Annotated in this window: 19 protein-coding genes and 1 rRNA gene; 6 read left to right on the top strand and 14 right to left on the bottom strand. The window is 71.2% G+C overall.

Annotation, left to right across the window (positions count from 1 at the left end; translation table 11 throughout):
* Position 1 precedes the first annotated feature (1 nt).
* The 3 genes from AB0C76_RS37545 to AB0C76_RS37535 form a co-directional block, all read right to left on the bottom strand.
* Positions 2 to 1,297: a hypothetical protein gene (locus AB0C76_RS37545; protein WP_359974360.1), complete on the bottom strand. Its 1,296-nt coding sequence runs from the start codon at positions 1,295 to 1,297 to the stop codon at positions 2 to 4.
* On the bottom strand, positions 1,287 to 2,102 hold the full coding sequence (locus tag AB0C76_RS37540; protein ID WP_359974359.1) for a hypothetical protein: 816 nt from the start codon (positions 2,100 to 2,102) through the stop codon (positions 1,287 to 1,289). The genes AB0C76_RS37545 and AB0C76_RS37540 overlap by 11 nt, the downstream gene beginning before the upstream one ends.
* A 159-nt stretch (positions 2,103 to 2,261) precedes the next feature.
* The gene (locus AB0C76_RS37535) at positions 2,262 to 2,621 is read right to left on the bottom strand and encodes a hypothetical protein (protein ID WP_359974357.1); all 360 of its coding nucleotides are present in this window, start codon (positions 2,619 to 2,621) and stop codon (positions 2,262 to 2,264) included.
* A gap of 242 nt (positions 2,622 to 2,863) precedes the next feature.
* Between AB0C76_RS37535 and AB0C76_RS37530 the strand changes: the two genes are divergently transcribed.
* A complete protein-coding gene (locus AB0C76_RS37530; RefSeq protein WP_359974386.1) occupies positions 2,864 to 4,108 on the top strand; it encodes a bifunctional lytic transglycosylase/C40 family peptidase in 1,245 nt (414 codons plus the stop codon).
* Positions 4,109 to 4,297: 189 nt separating this feature from the next.
* Positions 4,298 to 5,008, top strand: coding sequence for a phosphatase PAP2 family protein (locus AB0C76_RS37525; RefSeq protein ID WP_359974355.1), 711 nt, complete (start codon positions 4,298 to 4,300; stop codon positions 5,006 to 5,008).
* Positions 5,009 to 5,012: 4 nt separating this feature from the next.
* On the opposite strand, the gene AB0C76_RS37520 is transcribed toward AB0C76_RS37525, so the two are convergent.
* Complete coding sequence (locus tag AB0C76_RS37520; RefSeq protein WP_359974353.1) at positions 5,013 to 5,201, bottom strand: hypothetical protein; 189 nt, start codon at positions 5,199 to 5,201, stop codon at positions 5,013 to 5,015.
* Between the two features lie 163 nt (positions 5,202 to 5,364).
* Between AB0C76_RS37520 and AB0C76_RS37515 the strand changes: the two genes are divergently transcribed.
* The gene (locus AB0C76_RS37515; protein ID WP_359974351.1) at positions 5,365 to 6,255 is read left to right on the top strand and encodes a hypothetical protein; all 891 of its coding nucleotides are present in this window, start codon (positions 5,365 to 5,367) and stop codon (positions 6,253 to 6,255) included.
* A gap of 198 nt (positions 6,256 to 6,453) precedes the next feature.
* Positions 6,454 to 6,669 carry a hypothetical protein gene (locus AB0C76_RS37510; protein ID WP_359974384.1) on the top strand — a complete coding sequence of 72 codons (216 nt, stop codon included), beginning with the start codon at positions 6,454 to 6,456 and terminating at the stop codon, positions 6,667 to 6,669.
* 35 nt (positions 6,670 to 6,704) lie between these two features.
* Here the strand turns inward: AB0C76_RS37510 and AB0C76_RS37505 are convergent, their stop codons facing one another.
* Positions 6,705 to 7,091 carry a metal-sensitive transcriptional regulator gene (locus tag AB0C76_RS37505; RefSeq protein ID WP_359974349.1) on the bottom strand — a complete coding sequence of 129 codons (387 nt, stop codon included), beginning with the start codon at positions 7,089 to 7,091 and terminating at the stop codon, positions 6,705 to 6,707.
* A gap of 380 nt (positions 7,092 to 7,471) precedes the next feature.
* Here AB0C76_RS37505 and AB0C76_RS37500 point away from each other — a divergent pair, with 380 nt between their 5' ends.
* Both AB0C76_RS37500 and AB0C76_RS37495 read left to right on the top strand, forming a co-directional pair.
* On the top strand, positions 7,472 to 8,092 hold the full coding sequence (locus AB0C76_RS37500) for a DUF47 family protein (protein ID WP_188298808.1): 621 nt from the start codon (positions 7,472 to 7,474) through the stop codon (positions 8,090 to 8,092).
* Between the two features lie 5 nt (positions 8,093 to 8,097).
* A complete protein-coding gene (locus AB0C76_RS37495; RefSeq protein ID WP_359974347.1) occupies positions 8,098 to 9,093 on the top strand; it encodes an inorganic phosphate transporter in 996 nt (331 codons plus the stop codon).
* Between the two features lie 143 nt (positions 9,094 to 9,236).
* On the opposite strand, the gene pstB is transcribed toward AB0C76_RS37495, so the two are convergent.
* The 9 genes from pstB to rrf all read right to left on the bottom strand — a co-directional run.
* Entirely contained in the window at positions 9,237 to 10,013 is a 777-nt protein-coding gene (pstB, locus tag AB0C76_RS37490; RefSeq protein ID WP_359974345.1) for a phosphate ABC transporter ATP-binding protein PstB, read from the bottom strand.
* A 39-nt stretch (positions 10,014 to 10,052) separates the two neighbouring features.
* The gene (gene pstA, locus AB0C76_RS37485; protein ID WP_359974343.1) at positions 10,053 to 11,129 is read right to left on the bottom strand and encodes a phosphate ABC transporter permease PstA; all 1,077 of its coding nucleotides are present in this window, start codon (positions 11,127 to 11,129) and stop codon (positions 10,053 to 10,055) included.
* Positions 11,126 to 12,097, bottom strand: a complete 972-nt coding sequence (gene pstC / locus AB0C76_RS37480) for a phosphate ABC transporter permease subunit PstC (RefSeq protein WP_359974341.1) — start codon at positions 12,095 to 12,097, stop codon at positions 11,126 to 11,128. The genes pstA and pstC overlap by 4 nt, the downstream gene beginning before the upstream one ends.
* A 147-nt stretch (positions 12,098 to 12,244) precedes the next feature.
* Positions 12,245 to 13,381: a phosphate ABC transporter substrate-binding protein PstS gene (gene pstS / locus AB0C76_RS37475; RefSeq protein ID WP_359974339.1), complete on the bottom strand. Its 1,137-nt coding sequence runs from the start codon at positions 13,379 to 13,381 to the stop codon at positions 12,245 to 12,247.
* A gap of 246 nt (positions 13,382 to 13,627) precedes the next feature.
* Complete coding sequence (locus AB0C76_RS37470; RefSeq protein WP_359974383.1) at positions 13,628 to 14,047, bottom strand: NUDIX hydrolase; 420 nt, start codon at positions 14,045 to 14,047, stop codon at positions 13,628 to 13,630.
* A gap of 64 nt (positions 14,048 to 14,111) precedes the next feature.
* On the bottom strand, positions 14,112 to 15,197 hold the full coding sequence (locus tag AB0C76_RS37465; protein WP_359974337.1) for a CHAD domain-containing protein: 1,086 nt from the start codon (positions 15,195 to 15,197) through the stop codon (positions 14,112 to 14,114).
* 106 nt (positions 15,198 to 15,303) lie between these two features.
* Positions 15,304 to 17,433 carry an RNA degradosome polyphosphate kinase gene (locus tag AB0C76_RS37460; RefSeq protein WP_359974381.1) on the bottom strand — a complete coding sequence of 710 codons (2,130 nt, stop codon included), beginning with the start codon at positions 17,431 to 17,433 and terminating at the stop codon, positions 15,304 to 15,306.
* Between the two features lie 330 nt (positions 17,434 to 17,763).
* Complete coding sequence (gene mshD, locus AB0C76_RS37455; protein WP_359974336.1) at positions 17,764 to 18,774, bottom strand: mycothiol synthase; 1,011 nt, start codon at positions 18,772 to 18,774, stop codon at positions 17,764 to 17,766.
* An 88-nt stretch (positions 18,775 to 18,862) separates the two neighbouring features.
* Positions 18,863 to 18,945, bottom strand: a 5S ribosomal RNA gene (gene rrf / locus AB0C76_RS37450); the annotation flags it as partial.

Genomic DNA, 18,945 nt, shown 5'->3' with positions numbered 1-18,945 from the left:
GTCACCCTCCCTTCGCTGGATTGCTGTCGCGGATCGGAACCGAGGCCTGCTGCGGCGGCCCGGCCTGCGGCGGTGGAGCCGGCGTGCGGCCCGCGTGCGCGGCGATGCCCGGGGCCACCGAACCCCCGCCCGCACCCCCGCCGCCGCCCGCACCCTGCGGGCCGCGGTCGCCGTGGGTGGTGATGCCCTGCTTCATGAGGTTCGCGGTGCCGTTGATCATCGCCGAACCGGCCGACACCGCGCTGGCGCGGGCGTGCCGCATGCTCATGATCTCGTCGCCGAAGCCCGGCACGAAGCGGTACACGGCCGCGCTCGCGAAGATCGACAGGAACAGGATCGCCAGCCCGGACAGCACCCTGGCGAAGTCGTCGTTCGCCCCCGCACCGGTCGCGACGGCACCCGCAAGGCCCAGGATGATCACGATGATCGGCTTCGCCAGGTCCACCGCCACCATCACCCCCGCCCACCGGCGCACGTGCTTCCACAGCTGCTTGTCCACCAGCCCCGCGTACACCGCCGTCCCCAGCAGCGCGCCCACGTACAGCATCGCCGCGCGGATCAGCAGCTCGATCCAGAGCACCGCCGCCGCGAGCACCGCCACCAGCGACACGATGATCAGGATCAGCGGCCCGCCACCCATGTCCCCCTTCTCCAGGGTGTCGGCGAACCCGCCCAGGTACGTCCCGGTGTCGGACTTCGTCCCGACCGCGATCGCCTTCGTCAGCCCGTCCGTGGCGCTCACCACGGTGTAGAGGATCAACGGCGTGAACGCGGACGCCACGACCGTCAGCCACAGGAACCCGATCGCCTCCGAGATCGCCGTCGTCAACGGCGCCCCGCGCACCGCCCGCTTCGTCACCGCGAGCAGCCACAGCACCAGCGTGATGATCGTCGACGCCGCGAACACCACCGCGTACTGCTGCAGGAACGACGCATTGGTGAAGTCCACCTGCGTCGTCCCGTCGATGGCCCCCGACAACTTCCGCACGACCCACGCCGCCGCCTGCGCACAGCCCTTGGCCAACGACCCGAGCGGGTCGGTCACGTTCCCGACCGTGCCGCTTCCGGGGAGGGACCCGCCAGCCCCAGGCTTGTCCACGCAGAGGATGCCGTTGCCGGAAATGGGCAGATCGGGGCAGTTGGCATTCGGGCTCGCCGTCGGCGTCGGCGTCGGCGTCGGATCCGCGAAAACCCGTTGGGCCATCAGCAACCCGGCGAGCTGCAGGCTCGCCATGGCGCCCGCCAGTGCTCCCGCGCGGCGCACGGTGGAGCGGTGTGTGGTCTGGTCAACGGGCATAGCGGAACCCCCCGAACTGCTGGACGGCGCCGGTGATCTCGTCGGCGGTGGCGGCCTGCTGGTCGCCGGGCATCGGCGCGGGGCCTGGCCGGCTGGCGTAGTCGCTGAGCTTCCAGTCGCCGGCCGTCCAGCGGAGCGAGAGCGTCATGGTGAACCAGTTGGCGCTCACGGGCTGGACGGAGTGTTCACCGGCGAGGCCGTTGAGGACGGTGCACCAGACCTCGATCTTCGCCTCGGCGTCGTTGTAGCCCGCCTGCTTGGTGCCGACGGGGACGGTGCGGCTCACGAAGGTGAGGCCCTTCGGGGCGTGGCCCTGGGCGTCGAGGCCGTAGCGGGCGGCGGTGTCGCCGCCGAAGCCCTGGTCCAGGCGGGCCTGGAGGGTGGGCAGGGCGGCCGGGTCGGCGATGGTGGTGACGATGGTGTGGCGGGTGTCGGTGCGGAACATGTCCGCGCCGCCGAGGGCGACCGCGTAGTTGGTGGCGGCGGACTGGGCGCCCTGGTCGGTGTGCGGGTAGCCGCTGGGGATGCCGTTGCTGGTGGTGCCCACGGGCTGGTCGCCGCTGGGGGCGGGGCCGGCTCCGGCGGGTGCGGTGGGGGTGGCGTGGTCGGAGGAGCGGGCGGTGCCACCCGGGTCGGGCTTGCCGTGGTTGGCGATGGAGATCGCGACGACGAGCAGCGTGACGACGACGAGGACGGTCAGCAGGGTCCGGAGCGGCCGCGGCTGACGCCCGTTCAGCTGCGAGGAGGGCTGTTCGCCGACCGGTAGCCGCGTACGGGTGTGCGGCTGGTCGTCGGACAACGGCACGGCGGCCCTCCTGGTGCGGGGAGCCGGGCGGCTCCGGGGGCCCTCCGGCCGTGGGCGGGCGCGGACGGAGGGTGGGGACGGGGTGACTCGGGGCGGGCTCCGGGCGGCCTGGACGAGGACCGAGCTCGGACCGGCAGCAGGGCTACCGCTGTCCGATCGTCAGATCGCCATGCCGTAGACAATGGTGAACAGAGTGCCGAGTGATCCAATGATGAACACGCCGGTCAGCCCGGCGATGATCAGTCCCTTGCCCTGTTCCGCACCGAAGCTGTCCCGCATGGCGGTCGCACCGATCCGCTGCTTGGCGGCGCCCCAGACGGCGAGGCCGAGGCAGACCAGGATGGCGACGGCCATGATGACCTCGACCATCACCCGGGCCTCCGACCCGAGGCTCGCGAACGGACCCCAGTCCGGGGCGATCCCGCCGATGATGGTGTCGATATTCGGCTTCTTTGGTGGGTCATCGGCCGCCAGGTGGCCGATCGCGATGCTCTGCACGCTGCTCAGGTTCATTTCCATCTCACCGCCCGATCAGGCAAATTCAAGGGCCCTGACCCCGCCCGCGCGAAGGGTCGGTGCCTATTCTTGGCCAGATCTGATGTCGACTTGGCTACTTCTCGCGGATTGGTCGTGAGGCATCGGACACGTACGCGAGGATGTCCACCGTACGAAGGATAGCGCTCACTCTTTGTATCTCTGATGATTGCGGTGAGCAACGCCTTCCGGGACACTTCGACTGACGATTCGTCGGGATGGTGCTGATGGTACTCCGGAAGGCCGGTACGGCCGCCGCTGCGGCGGGAGTTGTCGGGATCGGGTTCGTCGGGCTGGTGACGATCGGGACGTACGCCGCGAGCGGGACGCCCCAGCAGACGGCCAATCGCGGGACACTGTCGACGGGTTCGGTGCCGGCGTCCTACCAGGGGGCGATCCAGAAGTGGGGCGCGCTCTGCCCGGAGATCTCCGCGCCGATGCTCGCGGCGCAGCTGTACCAGGAAAGCGGCTTCGATCCGCAGGCCCGATCCGGTGTGGGGGCGTTGGGAATGGCCCAGTTCCTGCCGGGCACCTGGGACATCTACGGCGTCGACGCGAATGGCGACGGCAAGAAGGACATCTGGGACCCGGCGGACGCGATCGCCTCCGCGGCGAACTACGACTGCGCGCTGGCCAGGGACGTGGCCAAGGTCCCGGGGGACCGTCAGGACAACCTGCTGGCCGCCTACAACGCCGGCCCGTACGCGGTGGAGAAGTACAACGGCGTGCCCCCGTACAAGGAGACGCAGGGGTACGTGAAGAACATCAAGGCGCTGGCGCGCAGCTTCACGGCGCCGACCGCGCCGGTGGAGGTGTCGCAGCAGTCGGCGGGGGCGATCTACTTCGCGCAGACGAAGCTGGGCACGCTGTACCTGTGGGGCGGTGAGGGGCTGCCGTCGCAGAACGGGCGGTTCGACTGCTCGGGGCTCAGCAAGGCGGCGTTCGAGAGCGTGGGCATCACCCTGCCGCGCGTGGCCAACGACCAGTGGTACGCCGGGCCGCACCCCTCCCGGGACCAGCTGCGGCCGGGTGACCTGGTGTTCTTCGCGACGGACCTGAACGATCCTCGCAGCATCCACCACGTCGGGATCTACGTCGGCGGTGGCTACATGATCAACGCGCCGCACACCAACGCGGTGATCCGCTACGACAAGATCGACACCAAGGAGTACATCGGCGCGACCCGGGTCACCACCGACGGCGCCCAGGCGCTACCGGTGCGCAACCTGGACGGGAGCATCACGGGCAAGGGCGGCATCGGCGGCGGCGCCACCCCGGAGGCGCCCGCCACCCCCACCGCGGCCGCCGTGGCCGCTGCGGCAGCCGTCCAGCAAGCCGCCCCGCCCGCCGTGCCGAACGGGGCTCCTCCCGCCGCCGCCCACGCCGCCACGGCGCCCGCCGCCCGGCCCGTGACCCCGTCGGCACCCACGTCCGCAGCCCGTCCCGCGGGTCAACCGACCGCAAAACCCTGAGCCCCCGGCGGCCCGGCGTGTGAGTGCGCTGTGGACGCTGAGTCAATTTTCCATAACCACGCGTTTACGTGGAACGCTGTGCCCCGGTGATGACGTTTGGTCCGTTGGCCCCTCGTCAGCTCATCGCGCCGGGCGGGCCGCCCGGCCGGAACGTACAAGGTGCTGCAGCGGACCAGAAGGAGGTGCGGCGTGTCGACGCCGCTTGCCGACACGACCAACCCCGACCTCGGCCTGCTCTACGCCGTCAACGGGCTCGCCAAGAGCTCCCCGCCGTGGCTGGACCACCTGGTCTCGTGGATCGGCGAGTACGGCATCCTGATCGGCCTGGCGATGCTCGGCCTGGTCGGCTGGCTGCAGGCCAGACGCCGGCCGGACGCGCCGGTGGCGATCGCCGGGCTGCTCTGGGTGCCGCTGTCGGTCGCCGTCGCGGAGCTGGCCAACCTGCCGATCGCCGCGATCGTCAACCGGCCGCGACCGTTCGTGGACCACAGCGGGTTGCTGGTCCTCGTGGACGGCAAGGCCGGCACGCACTCCTTCGTCAGCGACCACTCGACGATGACGATGGGCGTCGCGGTGTCGCTCTTCCTGGTGAACCGGCGGCTCGGCTGGATCGCCGGCGGCCTCGCCCTGCTGCAGGGCTTCTGCCGGATGTTCATGGGCGTCCACTACCCGACCGACGTGATCGGCGGCTACGCGCTCGCGACCGCCGTGGTGCTGTTGCTGGCGCCGATCGCGATGGCCGTCCTGGTGCCGCTCTGCCACGCGCTGACCCGCACGGCCGTCGCCCCGCTGATCCGGGCGCCCGAGCGCGGTGGCGCTCCGCGCGGGGGGCGGCGCGGCCGCGAGCGCGGGGCCGTCCGCCCGGACGAGCAGCCGCCGGAGTCGGACCTGGCCGCCTGAGCGGTCAGCCGGATCCGGCGCCGGTGTCGGAGAGGTGGTCGGCCCCCTCGCGGCGGGCCAGGTCGCGGGAGCGGCGGGCCGGGGCGTACCAGCCGCAGGTGCACGTCGCGTAGGCGAAGGACCCGCGTTCGCTGATCGCGACGCGGTGCTCGGGCATCCGGGTGCCGGGCTCGGCCGGCAGCTCAGTGTGCACGTCGTTCACGGTAGCGCGCCGGGTGCCCGGCGCGCGACGCTCTCCGCGCGCCCGGTCCCTCGTAACCATCCGCACCCCAACTCGTTTGCCCGGAAAGAGCTCTGCCCACCTGCTGGTGTCCGGCGGAGCAGTCGGGCCCGAGGGGGTTGTCGCGAGGATGAAGATGACCGACCAGCAGCGCAGCGGACGGCCGGGGCGCCGGCCGGTGCCGCACCTGCGCTCGGCGGCCGGAGCCGCCCTGCTCGCCGCCGCCCTGGCGGCACTGGCCGGCTGTTCGGGCGGGTCCGGTGGTGGCTCGGCCGACCAGAGCGCCCCCGACCAGCTCGCCGCGGACCCGGTCACCGCCGTCCGCAACGCCGCCGACATCACCGGCCGCACCGGTTCCGCGCACACCGCCACCGAGCTGACCACCGAGTCGACCGACAAGAAGGCGGTCTTCTCCGGCACCGGCGGCTACGACTACGTGAAGCGGATCGGCCGCCTGGAGATCGCGGTGCCGCCCGGCGCGGCGACCACGGGCAAGATCGTCGAGGTGGTCCTGCCGGGCACGGTCTACCTGCAGAACAGCGGCGCCAAGGTGCCCGAGGGCAAGTGGGTCAAGCTGGACGTGCGTCAGCTGCCGGACGGCAACCTGGTGAGCAGCGGCGCCACCGACCCGGCCACCGCGGCGGGGGCGCTGCGCGGGGTGCAGAAGGCGGACGCGGTCGGCGTCGAGACGGTCGACGGGGTCGCGCTGCACCACTACCGCGGCACCCTGGACCTGTCGAAGGCGGCCGACGCGACCGGCGGCCGGGGCGGCGACGGCCTGCGGATGGGCGCCCAGACCTTCACCGTCAAGGACGTCCCCTACGACGCGTGGCTGGACGACCAGGGCCGGCTGCACAAGGTGGTCGAGGTCTTCACCTTCGCCGGGGTGGCGGGCTCGAAGGAGGCCAGGGACCAGGTGAAGGTCACGTCGACCACCTCGCTCACGGACTTCGGCAAGCCGGTGGAGGCGGCCGAGCCGGCGGCCTCGGACATCTTCGCCCTGAAGCCCACGGAGAGCCCGAAGTAGACGGCCGGGGCAGCGCTCCGGCGCCGGGGCGTGTCGGGGTGCCGCCGGAGCGAGTGGCCGCCCGGGGAGCTGCGGTCACCCGTTTCGGCGGCGCGAGATGGCCCGTCCGTGCCATGTGGACGGGCTCCGAAGTGCCTAGGCTGGACGTCGGGTGGCTGCCGCCCGGGCTGGCGAGGCACTGAAGGGGTGGTGCAGGTGGTGTCGTCCACGGGCGGCCGCAGCAACGGCCACGACGACGCGGCCCTCGACGAGATCGAGCTGGCCGGCGAGCTGATGATCGCCGCGACGGCCAGCGCCGGCGACCGGCTGCCGACCGAGCGGATCGACGAGGTGCTGCTCGACCGGCCCGAGCCCGGCCGGACGGACGCGGACCGGCACACCGGGCGGGACCGGTGTGACGAGCGGGAGCGGTAGGGCCGCGGGCGGGTCCCCGGCCCCGACGGGCGGCTTCAGCTGCGCAGCAGCCGACTGATCGCGGCGGTCGCCTCCGCCACCTTGGCGTCGAGCTCGGCGCCGCCCTGCTCCGCCGCGGCGGCGACGCAGTGCCGCAGGTGCTCCTCCAGCAGGGAGAGGGCGAAGGACTGCAGGGCCTTGGTGCTGGCCGACACCTGGGTGAGCACGTCGATGCAGTAGACGTCCTCGTCGACCATCCGCTGGAGCCCGCGGATCTGGCCCTCGATCCGGCGCAGCCGCTTGAGGTGGGCGTCCTTCTGAGCGCTGTACCCGTGCGGGCCGTGGCCGCCCTGGTGCGCGTCGGCGGCGGCCGGGGTGTGGTCGGCGTGCGGCTCGGTGCCGGGCGCGTCGTCCGGCTCGGTGCGCGCTTGCGTCGTGGTCATCGGCCCGCCTTCGTCTGGATGCCTGGTGGCTGCGTCGGCCACCAGTGTCCAACACCGGGGCGCTCCGTGGTGTTCCGACGACCGGACCGGGCCGGGCGGGGCCCGGTCGGCGGGGTTCCGGGCGCCCCCGGGCGGGCCGTCGACGGGCTCGCCCGTCTGGGCGTTGCCCCGGTCTTCCGTCCGCAGGACGAGGGCGATCCCGGCGAGGTTCCGTCAGACTGGGGGCTCGCGTCCGCACATGGAAGTGCGCTCCGGGGTCGCCGGTTCGGCAGCCGAACGGAAGGGGAGGTTCCGCCTCCTACTCCACCACCCCGTTTGCGCGATTGCGCTTGGTTGCACCTAGCATCGTTCAGTCCCTACCCCGCACATCGGAGATTTCCGTGCGTTTTAGCCTGACCCCGAAGGAGACGAGCTTCTACGACATGTTCGCCGCCGCCGCGGAGAACCTCGTCGTCGGTTCGAAGCTCCTGCTGGAACTGCTGGGATCAGACGTGTCGGCCCGCGCGGAGATCGTCGAGCGCATGCGCGCCGCCGAGCACGCCGGGGACGACACCACCCATGCCGTCTTCCACCAGCTGAACTCGTCCTTCATCACGCCCTTCGACCGCGAGGACATCTACAGCCTCGCCTCGTCGCTGGACGACATCATGGACTTCATGGAGGAGGCCGTCGACCTGGTCGTCCTCTACGACATCCAGACCCTGCCGAAGGGCGTCGAGCAGCAGATCGAGGTGCTCGCCCGGGCCGCCGAGCTCACCGCCGCCGCGATGCCGAACCTGCGCAGCATGTCGAACCTCACCGAGTACTGGATCGAGGTCAACCGCCTGGAGAACCAGGCCGACCAGATCCACCGCAAGCTGCTCGCCCACCTGTTCTCCGGTCAGTACGACGCCATCGAGGTGCTCAAGCTCAAGCAGGTCGTGGACGTCCTTGAGGAGGCGGCGGACGCTTTCGAGCACGTCGCCAACACGGTGGAGACCATCGCCGTCAAGGAGTCCTGACCCCTGTGGACACGGCTGCACTCATCGCCGTCATCGGCGTTGCGTTCTTCTTCACGTACACCAACGGCTTCCACGACTCGGCGAACGCGATCGCCACGTCGGTCTCCACGCGGGCGCTGACCCCGCGGGCCGCGCTCGCGATGGCCGCCGTGATGAACCTGGCCGGCGCCTTCCTCGGCAGCGGTGTCGCGCACACCGTCTCCAGCGGGATCATCGAGACCCCGACCGGCGACCAGGGCATGGTGATCCTCTTCGCCGCCCTGATCGGCGCGATCGCGTGGAACCTGATCACCTGGTACTTCGGCCTGCCCTCCTCCTCGTCGCACGCGCTGTTCGGCGGCATGGTGGGCGCGGCGCTGGCCGGCGGGACCGAGGTGATCTGGAGCGGCGTCCTCGACAAGATCGTCATCCCGATGATCGTCTCGCCGGTGGTCGGCCTGATCGGCGGCTTCCTGGTGATGCTGGCGATCCTGTGGATCTTCCGGCGGGCCAACCCGCACCGCGCCAAGCGCAACTTCCGGGTCGCGCAGACCGCCTCGGCCGCCGCGATGGCGCTGGCGCACGGTCTGCAGGACGCGCAGAAGACCATGGGCATCGTGGTCATGGCGCTCACCATCTCGGGAGAGCAGACCACCGACGCGATCCCGGTCTGGGTGAAGATCTCCTGCGCCACGATGCTCTCGCTGGGCACCTACGCGGGCGGCTGGCGGATCATGCGGACCCTCGGCCGCAAGATCATCGAGCTGGACCCCCCGCAGGGCTTCGCGGCCGAGGCCACCGCCTCGGTGATCATGTACATCACGTCGTTCGTCTTCAAGGCGCCGATCTCCACCACCCACGTGATCACCGCGGGGATCATGGGCGTCGGGGCCACCAAGCGGGTCCGCGCGGTGCGCTGGGGCGTCGCCAAGAACATCGTGCTCGGCTGGTTCATCACGATGCCGGCAGCCGCCCTCGTCGCGGCGCTGGTGTACTGGTTCGTCCACCTGTTCTGGGGCTAGCCCCCGACCGGCCCGCGGAACCGCCGGCCCGTGGAGAACTGACAGGGCCCGCCCCCACATCTCGGGGGCGGGCCCTTTTCATGCTCCGCGGCGGCACCGCCATGCAGCACCGTGGAGCAGCTCGGTCTCCGGGTCGTCCGGGTTCAGCCGAAGCGGCCGGAGATGTAGTCCTCGGTCGCCTGGACCGAGGGGTTGGAGAAGATCCGCTGGGTGTCGTCCAGCTCGATCAGCTTGCCCGGCTGGCCGACACCGGCCAGGTTGAAGAAGGCGGTGCGGTCGCTGACGCGGGCCGCCTGCTGCATGTTGTGGGTCACGATGACGATGGTGAACTGGGACTTCAGCTCGCCGATCAGGTCCTCGATGGCCAGGGTGGAGATCGGGTCGAGCGCCGAGCAGGGCTCGTCCATCAGCAGGACCTGGGGCTCGACCGCGATGGCACGGGCGATGCACAGACGCTGCTGCTGACCGCCGGAAAGGCCGGCGCCCGGCTTGCCCAGCCGGGTGTGGACCTCGTTCCAGAGGTTGGCGCCCTTGAGCGAGCGCTCCACGACCTCGTCCAGGACGGCCTTCTTCTTCACGCCGGCGAGGCGCAGGCCGGCGACCACGTTGTCGTAGATCGACATGGTCGGGAACGGGTTCGGCCGCTGGAACACCATGCCGACCGAGCGGCGCACGGCGACCGGGTCGACGTTGGAGGCGTAGAGGTTCTCGTCGTCCAGGAGCACCTTGCCCTCGACGCGGGCGCCCGGGATCACCTCGTGCATCCGGTTGAGGGTGCGGAGGAAGGTGGACTTGCCGCAGCCCGAGGGGCCGATGAAGGCGGTCACCGAGCGGGGCTCGATGCTCATCGAGATGTCCTCGATGGCCTTGGTGGAGCCGTAGTAGGCCGACAGTCCGCTGACGTCGATGCGCTTGGCCATGATCGTTGCTTCTCTCGTCTGTCTTCGTCAGTCGGTCGCTCAGTGTCCGGCCTTGGGCGAGCGCCAGCGTGCGATGCCCCGGGCGATGAGGTTGAGCCCCATCACGAAGGCGATCAGCACGAGCGCGGCGCCCCAGGCGCGGGCGTAGCCGAAGTCGTTGTTGACCAGGGAGTACTGCTGCCAGATGTACATCGGCAGGGACTGCTGCGGTCCGTCGAACGGGTTGCTGTTGATGTAGTCGGCGCCGAACACCAGCATCAGCACCGGGGCGGTCTCACCCGTGATGCGGGCGACCGCGAGCATCACACCGGTGGTGATGCCACCGATCGCGGTGGGCAGGACGATCCGCAGGATGGTCTTCCACTTCGGCACACCGAGCGCGTACGACGCCTCGCGCAGCTCGTTCGGGACGAGCTTGAGCATCTCCTCGGTGGAGCGGACCACGACCGGCATCATCAGGATGGCCAGCGCGAGGCTGCCGGAGAAGCCGGAGTAGCCGAAGCCGAGGGCGAGGTTCCAGAGCGACAGGATGAACAGACCGGCGACGATCGACGGCACGCCCGTCATGACGTCGACGAAGAACGTGACGACCTTGGCGAGCTTGCCGCGGCCGTACTCCACCAGGTACACGGCGGTGAGCAGGCCGATCGGGGCGGCCATCGCGGTGGCCAGGGCGACCTGCTCCAGGGTGCCGATCAGCGCGTGGTAGATGCCGCCGCCCGGGCCGGAGGAGATGACGCCCTTCATCGAATGGGTCAGGAAGTACGCGTTCACCACGGCGATGCCCTGCTGGATCGTGTAGAACGTCAGCGCGACCAGCGGCACGACGGCGAGGATGAAGGCGACCCAGACCACCGAGGTGGCGAAGCGGTCCTTGGCCTGGCGGCGGCCCTCGACCCTGGCCGAGAGGACGTAGCCGATCAGGACGAACAGGAGCGCCGAGATCAGGCCCCACTGCAGGTGGCTGGCCAGGCCGCCGACGGCGCCGATGGCGCAGCCGAGGGCGATCGAGCCCGCCGCGACGGCGGCCGGGGCCCACTTGGGCAGGCGGTTCGCGGTCAGCGCGCGGCTGAGCGGGAGCGCGTCCGCCGGAACGGTCGTGGTGGCGCTGCTCATGCCGAGTACTCCTTGCGGCGGGCGACGATCAGCCGCGCGGCACCGTTCACCAGCAGGGTGATCACGAACAGGACGAGGCCGGAGGCCATCAGGGCGTTGCGGCCGTTGTCGCCGGCCTCGGCGAACTTCAGCGCGATGTTCTGCGCGAAGGTGCCGCCGCCCGGGTCGAGGATGTGCAGCGACAGGACGCTGTTGGAGGACAGCACCACCGCGACGGCGATGGTCTCGCCCAGTGCGCGGCCGAGGCCGAGCATCGAGGCCGAGATGATGCCGGGGCGGCCGAAGGGCAGCACCGCCGTGCGGATCATCTCCCAGCGGGTCGCGCCGAGCGCGAGGGCCGCCTCCTCGTGCATCCGCGGCGTCTGGCGGAACACCTCGCGGGAGACCGCGGTGATGATCGGCAGGATCATGATCGCGAGCAGGATGCCGACGGTGAACAGGTTGCGCGGGGTGGTACCGGTCTTGGTCTGGTCGAAGATGTACGTCCAGCCGAGGTACTCGTTGAGCCAGCTGGTCAGACCGTCCATGTGCGGCACCAGGAACAGCGCGCCCCAGAGGCCGTAGACGATGCTCGGGACGGCCGCCAGCAGGTCCACCAGGTAGGCGAACGGCTGGGCGATCCGGCGCGGCGCGTAGTGCGAGATGAACAGCGCGATCCCGATCGCGACCGGGACGGCGATCGCCATGGCGATGAGCGCGCTCACGATCGTGCCGAACGCGAGGACGGCGATGCCGAAGACCGGCTTCGGGGCGTCCGGCGTCCACTCGAAGGTGGTGAGGAAGTTGCCCTCGTTCTTGCTGAGCGCGAGGCCGGAGCGCCAGGCCAGGAAGCCGGCGATGGCGCCCATCACGACCAGCAGGAGGATGCCCGAGCCCCGGGCGAGGTTCATGAAGATCTTGTCGCCGACCCGGCTGTCGCGCGGTCGGCGTTCCCTGCCTCGCGGGGCGGCAGGGGAGGATGAAGTCATTGGTCTACTCCGGTCTGGTGGCGCCGCCCCGGGAGGGGGCGGCACCATGGCGGCGGTGCCCCGGACGTGCTGCTGGGTCGGGCGTTCCGGTGGGACGGCCCCGGCCCCCCTCGCTCACGGGGCCGCCCCACCGGTGGTCCTGCTGGGTCAGGCCAGGGTCGGGATGACGGCGTTGAGCTTGTCGGTGAGCTCCTTCGGCAGCGGGACGTAGCCCTTCTCGCCGATCGCCTTCTGGCCCGCGTCGCTGGCGGTGTAGGTCAGGAATGCCTTCAGCGTGTCGAGCGTGTCGGCCTTGTTGCCCTTGTCGCAGACGATCTCGTAGGTGACCAGGAGCAGCGGGTAGGAGTTCTCCTCCTTGGTCGCGTAGTCGAGCTTCAGCGACAGGTCGCTGCCGGTGCCGGTGATCTTCGCCTTGGCGAAGGTGTTGGCGGCGTTCTCGGCGGTCGCGGCGACCGGCTTGGAGGCACCGGTGTTGATCGCGGCGCTCTTCAGGCTGTTGGTCTGGGCGAAGGAGAGCTCGACGTAGCCGATCGAGTTCTTGACCTGCTTGATCTGGGCCGCGACGCCCGCGCTGCCGTTGGCCGACTGGCCGCCCTTGCCGGCCCAGGTCTTGGCGGCCGGGTAGGACCAGGCGCCACCGCCGGCCGCGGCGAAGTAGTGGGTCAGGTTGTCGGTGGTGCCGGAGTCGTCCGAGCGGTGGAAGGACTGGATGTCGGCGTCCGGCAGCTTGGCGCCCGGGTTGAGGGCGGCGATCGCCGGGTCGTTCCACTTGGTGATCTGCGAGTCGAAGATCTTGGCGGCGGTGGGGCCGTCCAGGACCAGGTTGTCGACGCCGTCGACGTTGTAGACCAGCGAGATCAGACCCGCGGCCATCGGCAGGTCGATGCCCTGGCCACCGGTGCAGACGGCCTTGGAGGCCTCGACCTCGGCCGGCTTCAGGGCCGAGTCGGAGCCGGCGAACTGGATCTTGCCCTGGTTGAACTGCTGGACGCCCGCACCGGAGCCGCCACCGCTGTAGTTGACCGTGGCGCCGGAGCAGGCCGCACCGAAGGCGGTCTTCCACACGTCAACGGCGTTGCCCTGCGCGGTGGAACCGGCGGCGAGGAGGGCGGTGGGCTTGCTGCCACAGTTGATCGGGGCCGCGGCGGCGGAACCCGAGGAGCCCGAACCGCCGGCGGTCGTGTTGTTGTTGTCCGAGCCGCACGCGGCGAGCGACAGCGAGCTGACGAGCGCCATGGCACCGATCGCGAGGGCCTTGGTGCGGCCGTTCCGCTGGAGCTTCACTGGGTGTCCCTTTCTGTGGCATTGCCCGTCGCGCGGGCCGTGCGGACACGGCGGGGCGCGGGTTTTGCTGTGGTCCGGGGCCCGTCCGGCCCTCCGGTAGTCCCGAAGTTAGGCCGGGTAAGTGACACGACAGCCGGTCGCAAGTGAACGGGGAGTGAACCTCGAACGGATGACAGGAAACTAGGTCAGGTAGTAACGGTTGCGTCACGGCGAGAACTCGGGGAGATCACTTCCATCGCTCCTCCACTAACGGAAGCCTTCCGTCCGAACCGGCTCCGCCCCCAGGATCTCCAGCAGGGCGTCGACCAGCAACCGGTCGCGGTCGTGGGTCAGCCGGACGCGGGCCTTCCCCGCCGGGAGCCACTCCAGCCGGTCCACTTCCCGGTTCGGCCGGAACGCCCCCGCGGTCGGCACCGCCGCCCAGTAGCGGACCTCCTTCGGACGGCCCTGCACCGGGTAGTGCTGCGCGGGCAGCTCGGGACCGAGCACGCAGCTGAACCCGGTCTCCTCGCGCACCTCGCGCACCGCCGCCTCGGCCATGCCCTCGCCCGGGTCGAGCTTGCCCTTGGGCATGCTCCAGTCGTCGTACTTGGGCCGGTGGATCAGCGCGATCCGGGGCCGTCCCAGCCGCCCGCTCTTCTTGGGCCGGCCGGGCAGCCACAGCACCGCGCCCGCGGCGAGGATCACCGGAGCGTGCACCGCCTGGCCGGTGCTCAGCCGATCGCGCAATTCATGCCGTCCGTGGTGCGGGGGAGTGCCCCCAGCCCTCGGCAGGGGGGATCTCCAGCCAGCCGTCCAGGCCTGGCGGGAGTTCGGGCCACCGGCGGCCGAAGGCGTAACGCGCCGCCTCGACCTCCAGTCGTTGATCAGCATGCACCACGCCCAGCACGTAGGCGGTGGCGGGGGTGATCCGCGGCGTGCGCGCCGCCGTCGCCGCGGTGACCGCCGCGTCCGCCGCCTCCTGGTGGCGGCCCAGCACCTCGTCCAGCTCGTCCAGCTCCACGGACGGGCGGCCGCACACCTCCAGCGCGTAGCGGGCCCGCTTCACGAGGATCCGCATCCGCGCCCACGGCGCGTCGTCGGCGGCCAGCGCGGTGTCCGCGTCCACCGCGCCACGGGCCTGCGGGACGGCGCCCAGGCGGCGCAGCCCGTCCCCGCCGTACGGTGTGGCGGCGCGCTGGAGCGGCAGCTGGGCGGCGGTCGCGGTCAGCGCGGTGAACGCGCCGGCCGCCTGCGGCAGCAGCACCGCGCCGGCCCGCGCGTTCGCCGACTCCAGCAGCGGCGCCTCGCCGACCAGCAGCGTCATCCGGTCCGCCAACGCGTGCAGCCGGGCCGACCGCAGCTCCTGGAGCACGCTGGAGTGGGCCCTCGTCCGGGCCAGCGTCAGCTGGCGGTCCAGCAGCGCCCGCGCCTTCGGTGCGCCGGCGTGCCCGGCCAGCATCCCCGTCCCCTCCGGGTCGGAGCCGCTCAGCGAGTCGAGCGCGCCCAGCAGCCGGGCGGAGCGACGGACGTACCCGGGCTCCAGCGCGAGCAGGTTGAGCAGCCAGCGCAGCTCGGTGCGGGACTCCTGCGCCCAGGACTGCTCGAAGACGCTGCCGAAGGTGTGCAGCAGCCCGCCGATCCGCCGCACGGCACGCAGCAGGTCGGCCGTGCCGGCCGCCGGTACGACGGCCGTGCCCGGTCTAACGCCGACCTCCCCCACCGCCAGCGGCAGGGCGCGCAGGAACGCGCCGGCCTGGGCGGTGAGATGGCTGGAGAGGATGTCCCCGGCGGTCGCTGTGGAGGCCGCCCGGGCCGTCATCGGCGCTTCGGTCATGGCGTGGTAGATCCCCGTTCCCCCGGGTCCGTCCCCCGGGGCTGGTGGCCGACGACCGCCGGAGCCGGCCCCCTGCCGGCCCCGGCGGCTCGCATCAGTGGTCGCGTCAGCGGGAGGTGGCGGCCCGGCGGCGCTGGCGCGAGTCGATCAGCATGTCCTGTACGTGCCGCAGCGGCTTGCCCTCGGCGTCCTGCGAGTGGCGGGTCCAGGCGCCGTCCGGACCGAGGTGCCAGGACTGGGTCTCGTCCGCCACCCCGAGGTCGAGCAGCCCGGACAGCTCGGCGCGGTGCGCGGGATCGGTGATCCGCATCAGCGCCTCGATCCGGCGGTCCAGGTTGCGGTGCATCATGTCGGCGCTGCCGATCCAGACCTCCGGATCGCCGTTGTTGCCGAACACGAAGACGCGGGAGTGTTCGAGGAAGCGGCCGAGCACGCTGCGGACCCGGATGTTCTCGCTCAGGCCCGGCACGCCGGGACGGATCGCGCAGATCCCACGGACCCACACGTCCACCGGCACCCCGGCCTGCGAGGCCCGGTACAGCGCGTCGATCACGGCCTCGTCGACGATCGAGTTGACCTTGAGCTTCACGTAGGCCGGACGGCCCGCGCGGTGATGGGCGATCTCGTTGTGGATCCGCGAGACCAGGCCGTCGCGCAGACCGCGCGGGGCGGTCAGCAGACGGCGGTAGGACTCGCGGCGCGAGTAACCGGACAGGCGGTTGAAGAGGTCCGAGAGGTCGGCGCCGACCTGCGGGTCCGAGGTGAGCAGCCCGAGGTCCTCGTAGAGCCGGGCGGTCTTCGGGTGGTAGTTGCCGGTCCCCACGTGCGAGTAGCGCCGCAGGGTGTCGCCCTCCTGACGGACCACCAGCGACAGCTTGCAGTGCGTCTTCAGGCCGACCAGGCCGTAGACGACGTGGCAGCCGGACTCCTCCAGCTTGCGGGCCCACTTGATGTTGGCCTGCTCGTCGAAGCGCGCCTTGATCTCGACCAGGACCAGCACCTGCTTGCCCGACTCCGCCGCGTCGATCAGCGCGTCGACGATCGGCGAGTCGCCCGAGGTGCGGTACAGCGTCTGCTTGATCGCCAGCACGTCCGGGTCGGCCGCGGCCTGCTCCAGGAAGGCCTGCACGGAGGTGGAGAAGCTGTCGTACGGGTGGTGCAGGAGGACGTCCCGCTCGCGCATCGCGGCGAAGATGTCCGGCTGGGAGGCCGACTCGACGTCGGTCAGCCCACGGGCCGTGCCCGCCACGAACTTCGGGTACTTGAGCTCCGGGCGGTCCAGCTCGGAGATCCCGAACAGACCGGTCAGGTCGAGCGGGCCGGGCAGCGGGAAGACCTCCGCCTCGGTGATGTTCAGCTCCCGCACCAGCAGGTCCAGGATGTAGGGGTCGATCGACTCCTCGACCTCCAGCCGCACCGGCGGGCCGAAGCGCCGCCGCATCAGCTCCTTCTCCAGGGCCTTGAGGATGTTCTCGGTGTCGTCCTCCTCGACCTCCAGGTCCTCGTTGCGGGTGACCCGGAACGCGTGGTGAGCGAGCACCTCCATGCCCGGGAACAGTTCCTCCAGGTGCGCGCCCATCACGTCCTCCAGGGGGACGTAACGCTGGGGCGAGGCCTCCAGGAAACGGGCCAGCGACTGCGGGACCTTCACACGGGCGAAGTGCTTGAACCCGGACACCGGGTTGCGCACCACCACGGCGAGGTTGAGGGACAGCCCCGATATGTACGGGAAGGGGTGCGCCGGGTCGACCGCCAGCGGGGTCAGGACCGGGAAGATCTTCTGCCGGAAGAGCGTGTGCAGGCGGGCCTGCTCCTTCTCCGCCAGCTCCGGCCAGCGGACCACCTCGATGCCCTCGGTGGCGAGGTCCGGCAGCACCTCCTGCTGGAACGCGGCGGCATGGCGGGCCATCAGCTCGCGCGAGCGCGTCCAGATCAGGTCGAGCACCTCGCGCGGCTGGAGGCCGGAGGCGCTGCGCTGGGCGACGCCGGTGGCGATCCGGCGCTTGAGGCCGGCCACCCGGACCATGAAGAACTCGTCCAGGTTGCTCGCGAAGATGGCGAGGAACTTGGCCCGCTCCAGCAGCGGGATCTGCGGGTCCTCGGCGAGCTCCAGGACCCGCTCGTTGAACGCGAGCCAGCTCCGCTCGCGGTCCAGGAACCGGCCCTGCGGAAGCTCCTCGAAGTCCTGCTCGTCCACCGTCGACGGCTCCGGCGGCAGACCGAGCCCGTTCGACATCAGGGCAGGCGAGGACAGTGGGGCAGAGACGGGGCGAGGGATGCTCATGGGTTCCAGCTCCTCCAGCAGCAGGACGGCGTCCGAACGCCAATGGCTCTGCGGGCCGTCGTCATCGCCCGGCGCCCACGCCCACCCACCCGGCGCGGTCCGTACAGCACCGGCCGCCGTGGTACGGCCGACGCTGCACGAGCGAGACACTACGGACTTCATCCTGTGATCTTCGCGGCAACAATTGAATCCACGGTAAACACCGCATGGCCAGGAGGAAAGCTGAGTCGGTCGGGGGCGGGGCGGCGGTGCCCCGCGCCTTGCCCCGACCGACCGTTGCGGCTACACCACCCGGTCCGCCCGGTACTCGACGCGGTACATGAGGTCCACCTCGTGCACGGTGAATCCCAGTCGTTCATATACCCGCACGGCGGCCGGATTGTCGGCGTCGACGTAGAGAAGTACGGTTTCCAGTCCACGCTCGCCGGGTCCTGAGCCGGTCAGGTGACGCAGGCCCGCCGCGGTCAGCGCGCGGCCCAGGCCGCTGCCCTGCTCGGCAGGGTCCACCCCGACGACGTACACCTCGCCGAGGGCCGGCTCGGTGGCGGTGGCCCCGTGCACCTTGGTCCAGTGGAAGCCGACGACCCTGCCCTCGCGGGTGGCCAGGAAGAAGCCCGCCGGGTCGAACCAGGGCTCGGCCAGCCGGTCCGCCAGGTCGCGCTGGGTCCAGGCGCCCTGCTCGGGGTGGTGAGCGAAGGCGAGGGCGTTCAGCCGCAGCCATTCGGCGTCGTCCACGCCCGGACGGAAGGTCCGCAGCTCGACGCCCTCGGGGAGCGGAACGGTCTCGGTCTGCGCGCCCGTGCGGCGCATCTGCCGCAGCTCGCGGACCAGCTCGGCGCCGTACCGGTCGGCCAGGTGGCGGGCGGCGGGGTGGCCGCCGTGCACCCAGAAATCGACGGCGTCACGGCCGGCCCGGTGGGCCTCCGCCAGCACGGCGTCCACCAGGGGGCTCGCCAGGCCGCGGCCTCGGGCGGCGGGGGCGACGACGAGTTCGGCGGCGGGGTTGGCGTGGGTGCCGGGGGGCGCGTCCTGGGGGATCTCCAGCTGGCCGTAGGCCACGACGGCGGCGTCGGCGCTCTCAGCGGCTTCAGCGGCTTGGGTGGCTCGGGCGGCTTCGAGGAGGTGGATGACACCAGGGCGGGGCGCCTCCGAGGAACGCAGCCGGAGCCGGCCCTGCTCGGACACGGCCGCCCGGCCGTCGACCGCCTGGGCGTCCGCGAGCACGCGCAGGGCGCCGTCACGCTGCCCGGGCCGGAGCACACTGTCCGCGATGACCGCTGTCTGTTCGTCCATGGACTGACAATACGTCACCGGGCACGGCCTTTCCGGAAACGCGAAGAACCCCCATCCGGAAACCGGATGGGGGTTCTTCAGAAGAATTGTTCGGCGGCGTCCTACTCTCCCACAGGGTCCCCCCTGCAGTACCATCGGCGCTGTGAGGCTTAGCTTCCGGGTTCGGAATGT

The organism is Kitasatospora sp. NPDC048722 (assembly GCF_040650235.1).
Lineage (GTDB): Bacteria > Actinomycetota > Actinomycetes > Streptomycetales > Streptomycetaceae > Kitasatospora.
This window is presented reverse-complemented; position numbering and strand designations above follow the sequence as displayed.

Coding starts and splice junctions, on each gene's coding strand:
- AB0C76_RS37545 (WP_359974360.1), bottom strand. CDS start 1,297: ATGCCCGTTGACCAGACCACACACCGCTCCACCGTGCGCCGCGCGGGA.
- AB0C76_RS37535 (WP_359974357.1), bottom strand. CDS start 2,621: ATGGAAATGAACCTGAGCAGCGTGCAGAGCATCGCGATCGGCCACCTG.
- AB0C76_RS37530 (WP_359974386.1), top strand. CDS start 2,864: ATGGTACTCCGGAAGGCCGGTACGGCCGCCGCTGCGGCGGGAGTTGTC.
- AB0C76_RS37515 (WP_359974351.1), top strand. CDS start 5,365: ATGACCGACCAGCAGCGCAGCGGACGGCCGGGGCGCCGGCCGGTGCCG.
- AB0C76_RS37505 (WP_359974349.1), bottom strand. CDS start 7,091: ATGACCACGACGCAAGCGCGCACCGAGCCGGACGACGCGCCCGGCACC.
- pstB (WP_359974345.1), bottom strand. CDS start 10,013: ATGGCCAAGCGCATCGACGTCAGCGGACTGTCGGCCTACTACGGCTCC.
- pstA (WP_359974343.1), bottom strand. CDS start 11,129: ATGAGCAGCGCCACCACGACCGTTCCGGCGGACGCGCTCCCGCTCAGC.
- pstC (WP_359974341.1), bottom strand. CDS start 12,097: ATGACTTCATCCTCCCCTGCCGCCCCGCGAGGCAGGGAACGCCGACCG.
- AB0C76_RS37465 (WP_359974337.1), bottom strand. CDS start 15,197: ATGACCGAAGCGCCGATGACGGCCCGGGCGGCCTCCACAGCGACCGCC.
- AB0C76_RS37460 (WP_359974381.1), bottom strand. CDS start 17,433: ATGTCGAACGGGCTCGGTCTGCCGCCGGAGCCGTCGACGGTGGACGAG.
- mshD (WP_359974336.1), bottom strand. CDS start 18,774: ATGGACGAACAGACAGCGGTCATCGCGGACAGTGTGCTCCGGCCCGGG.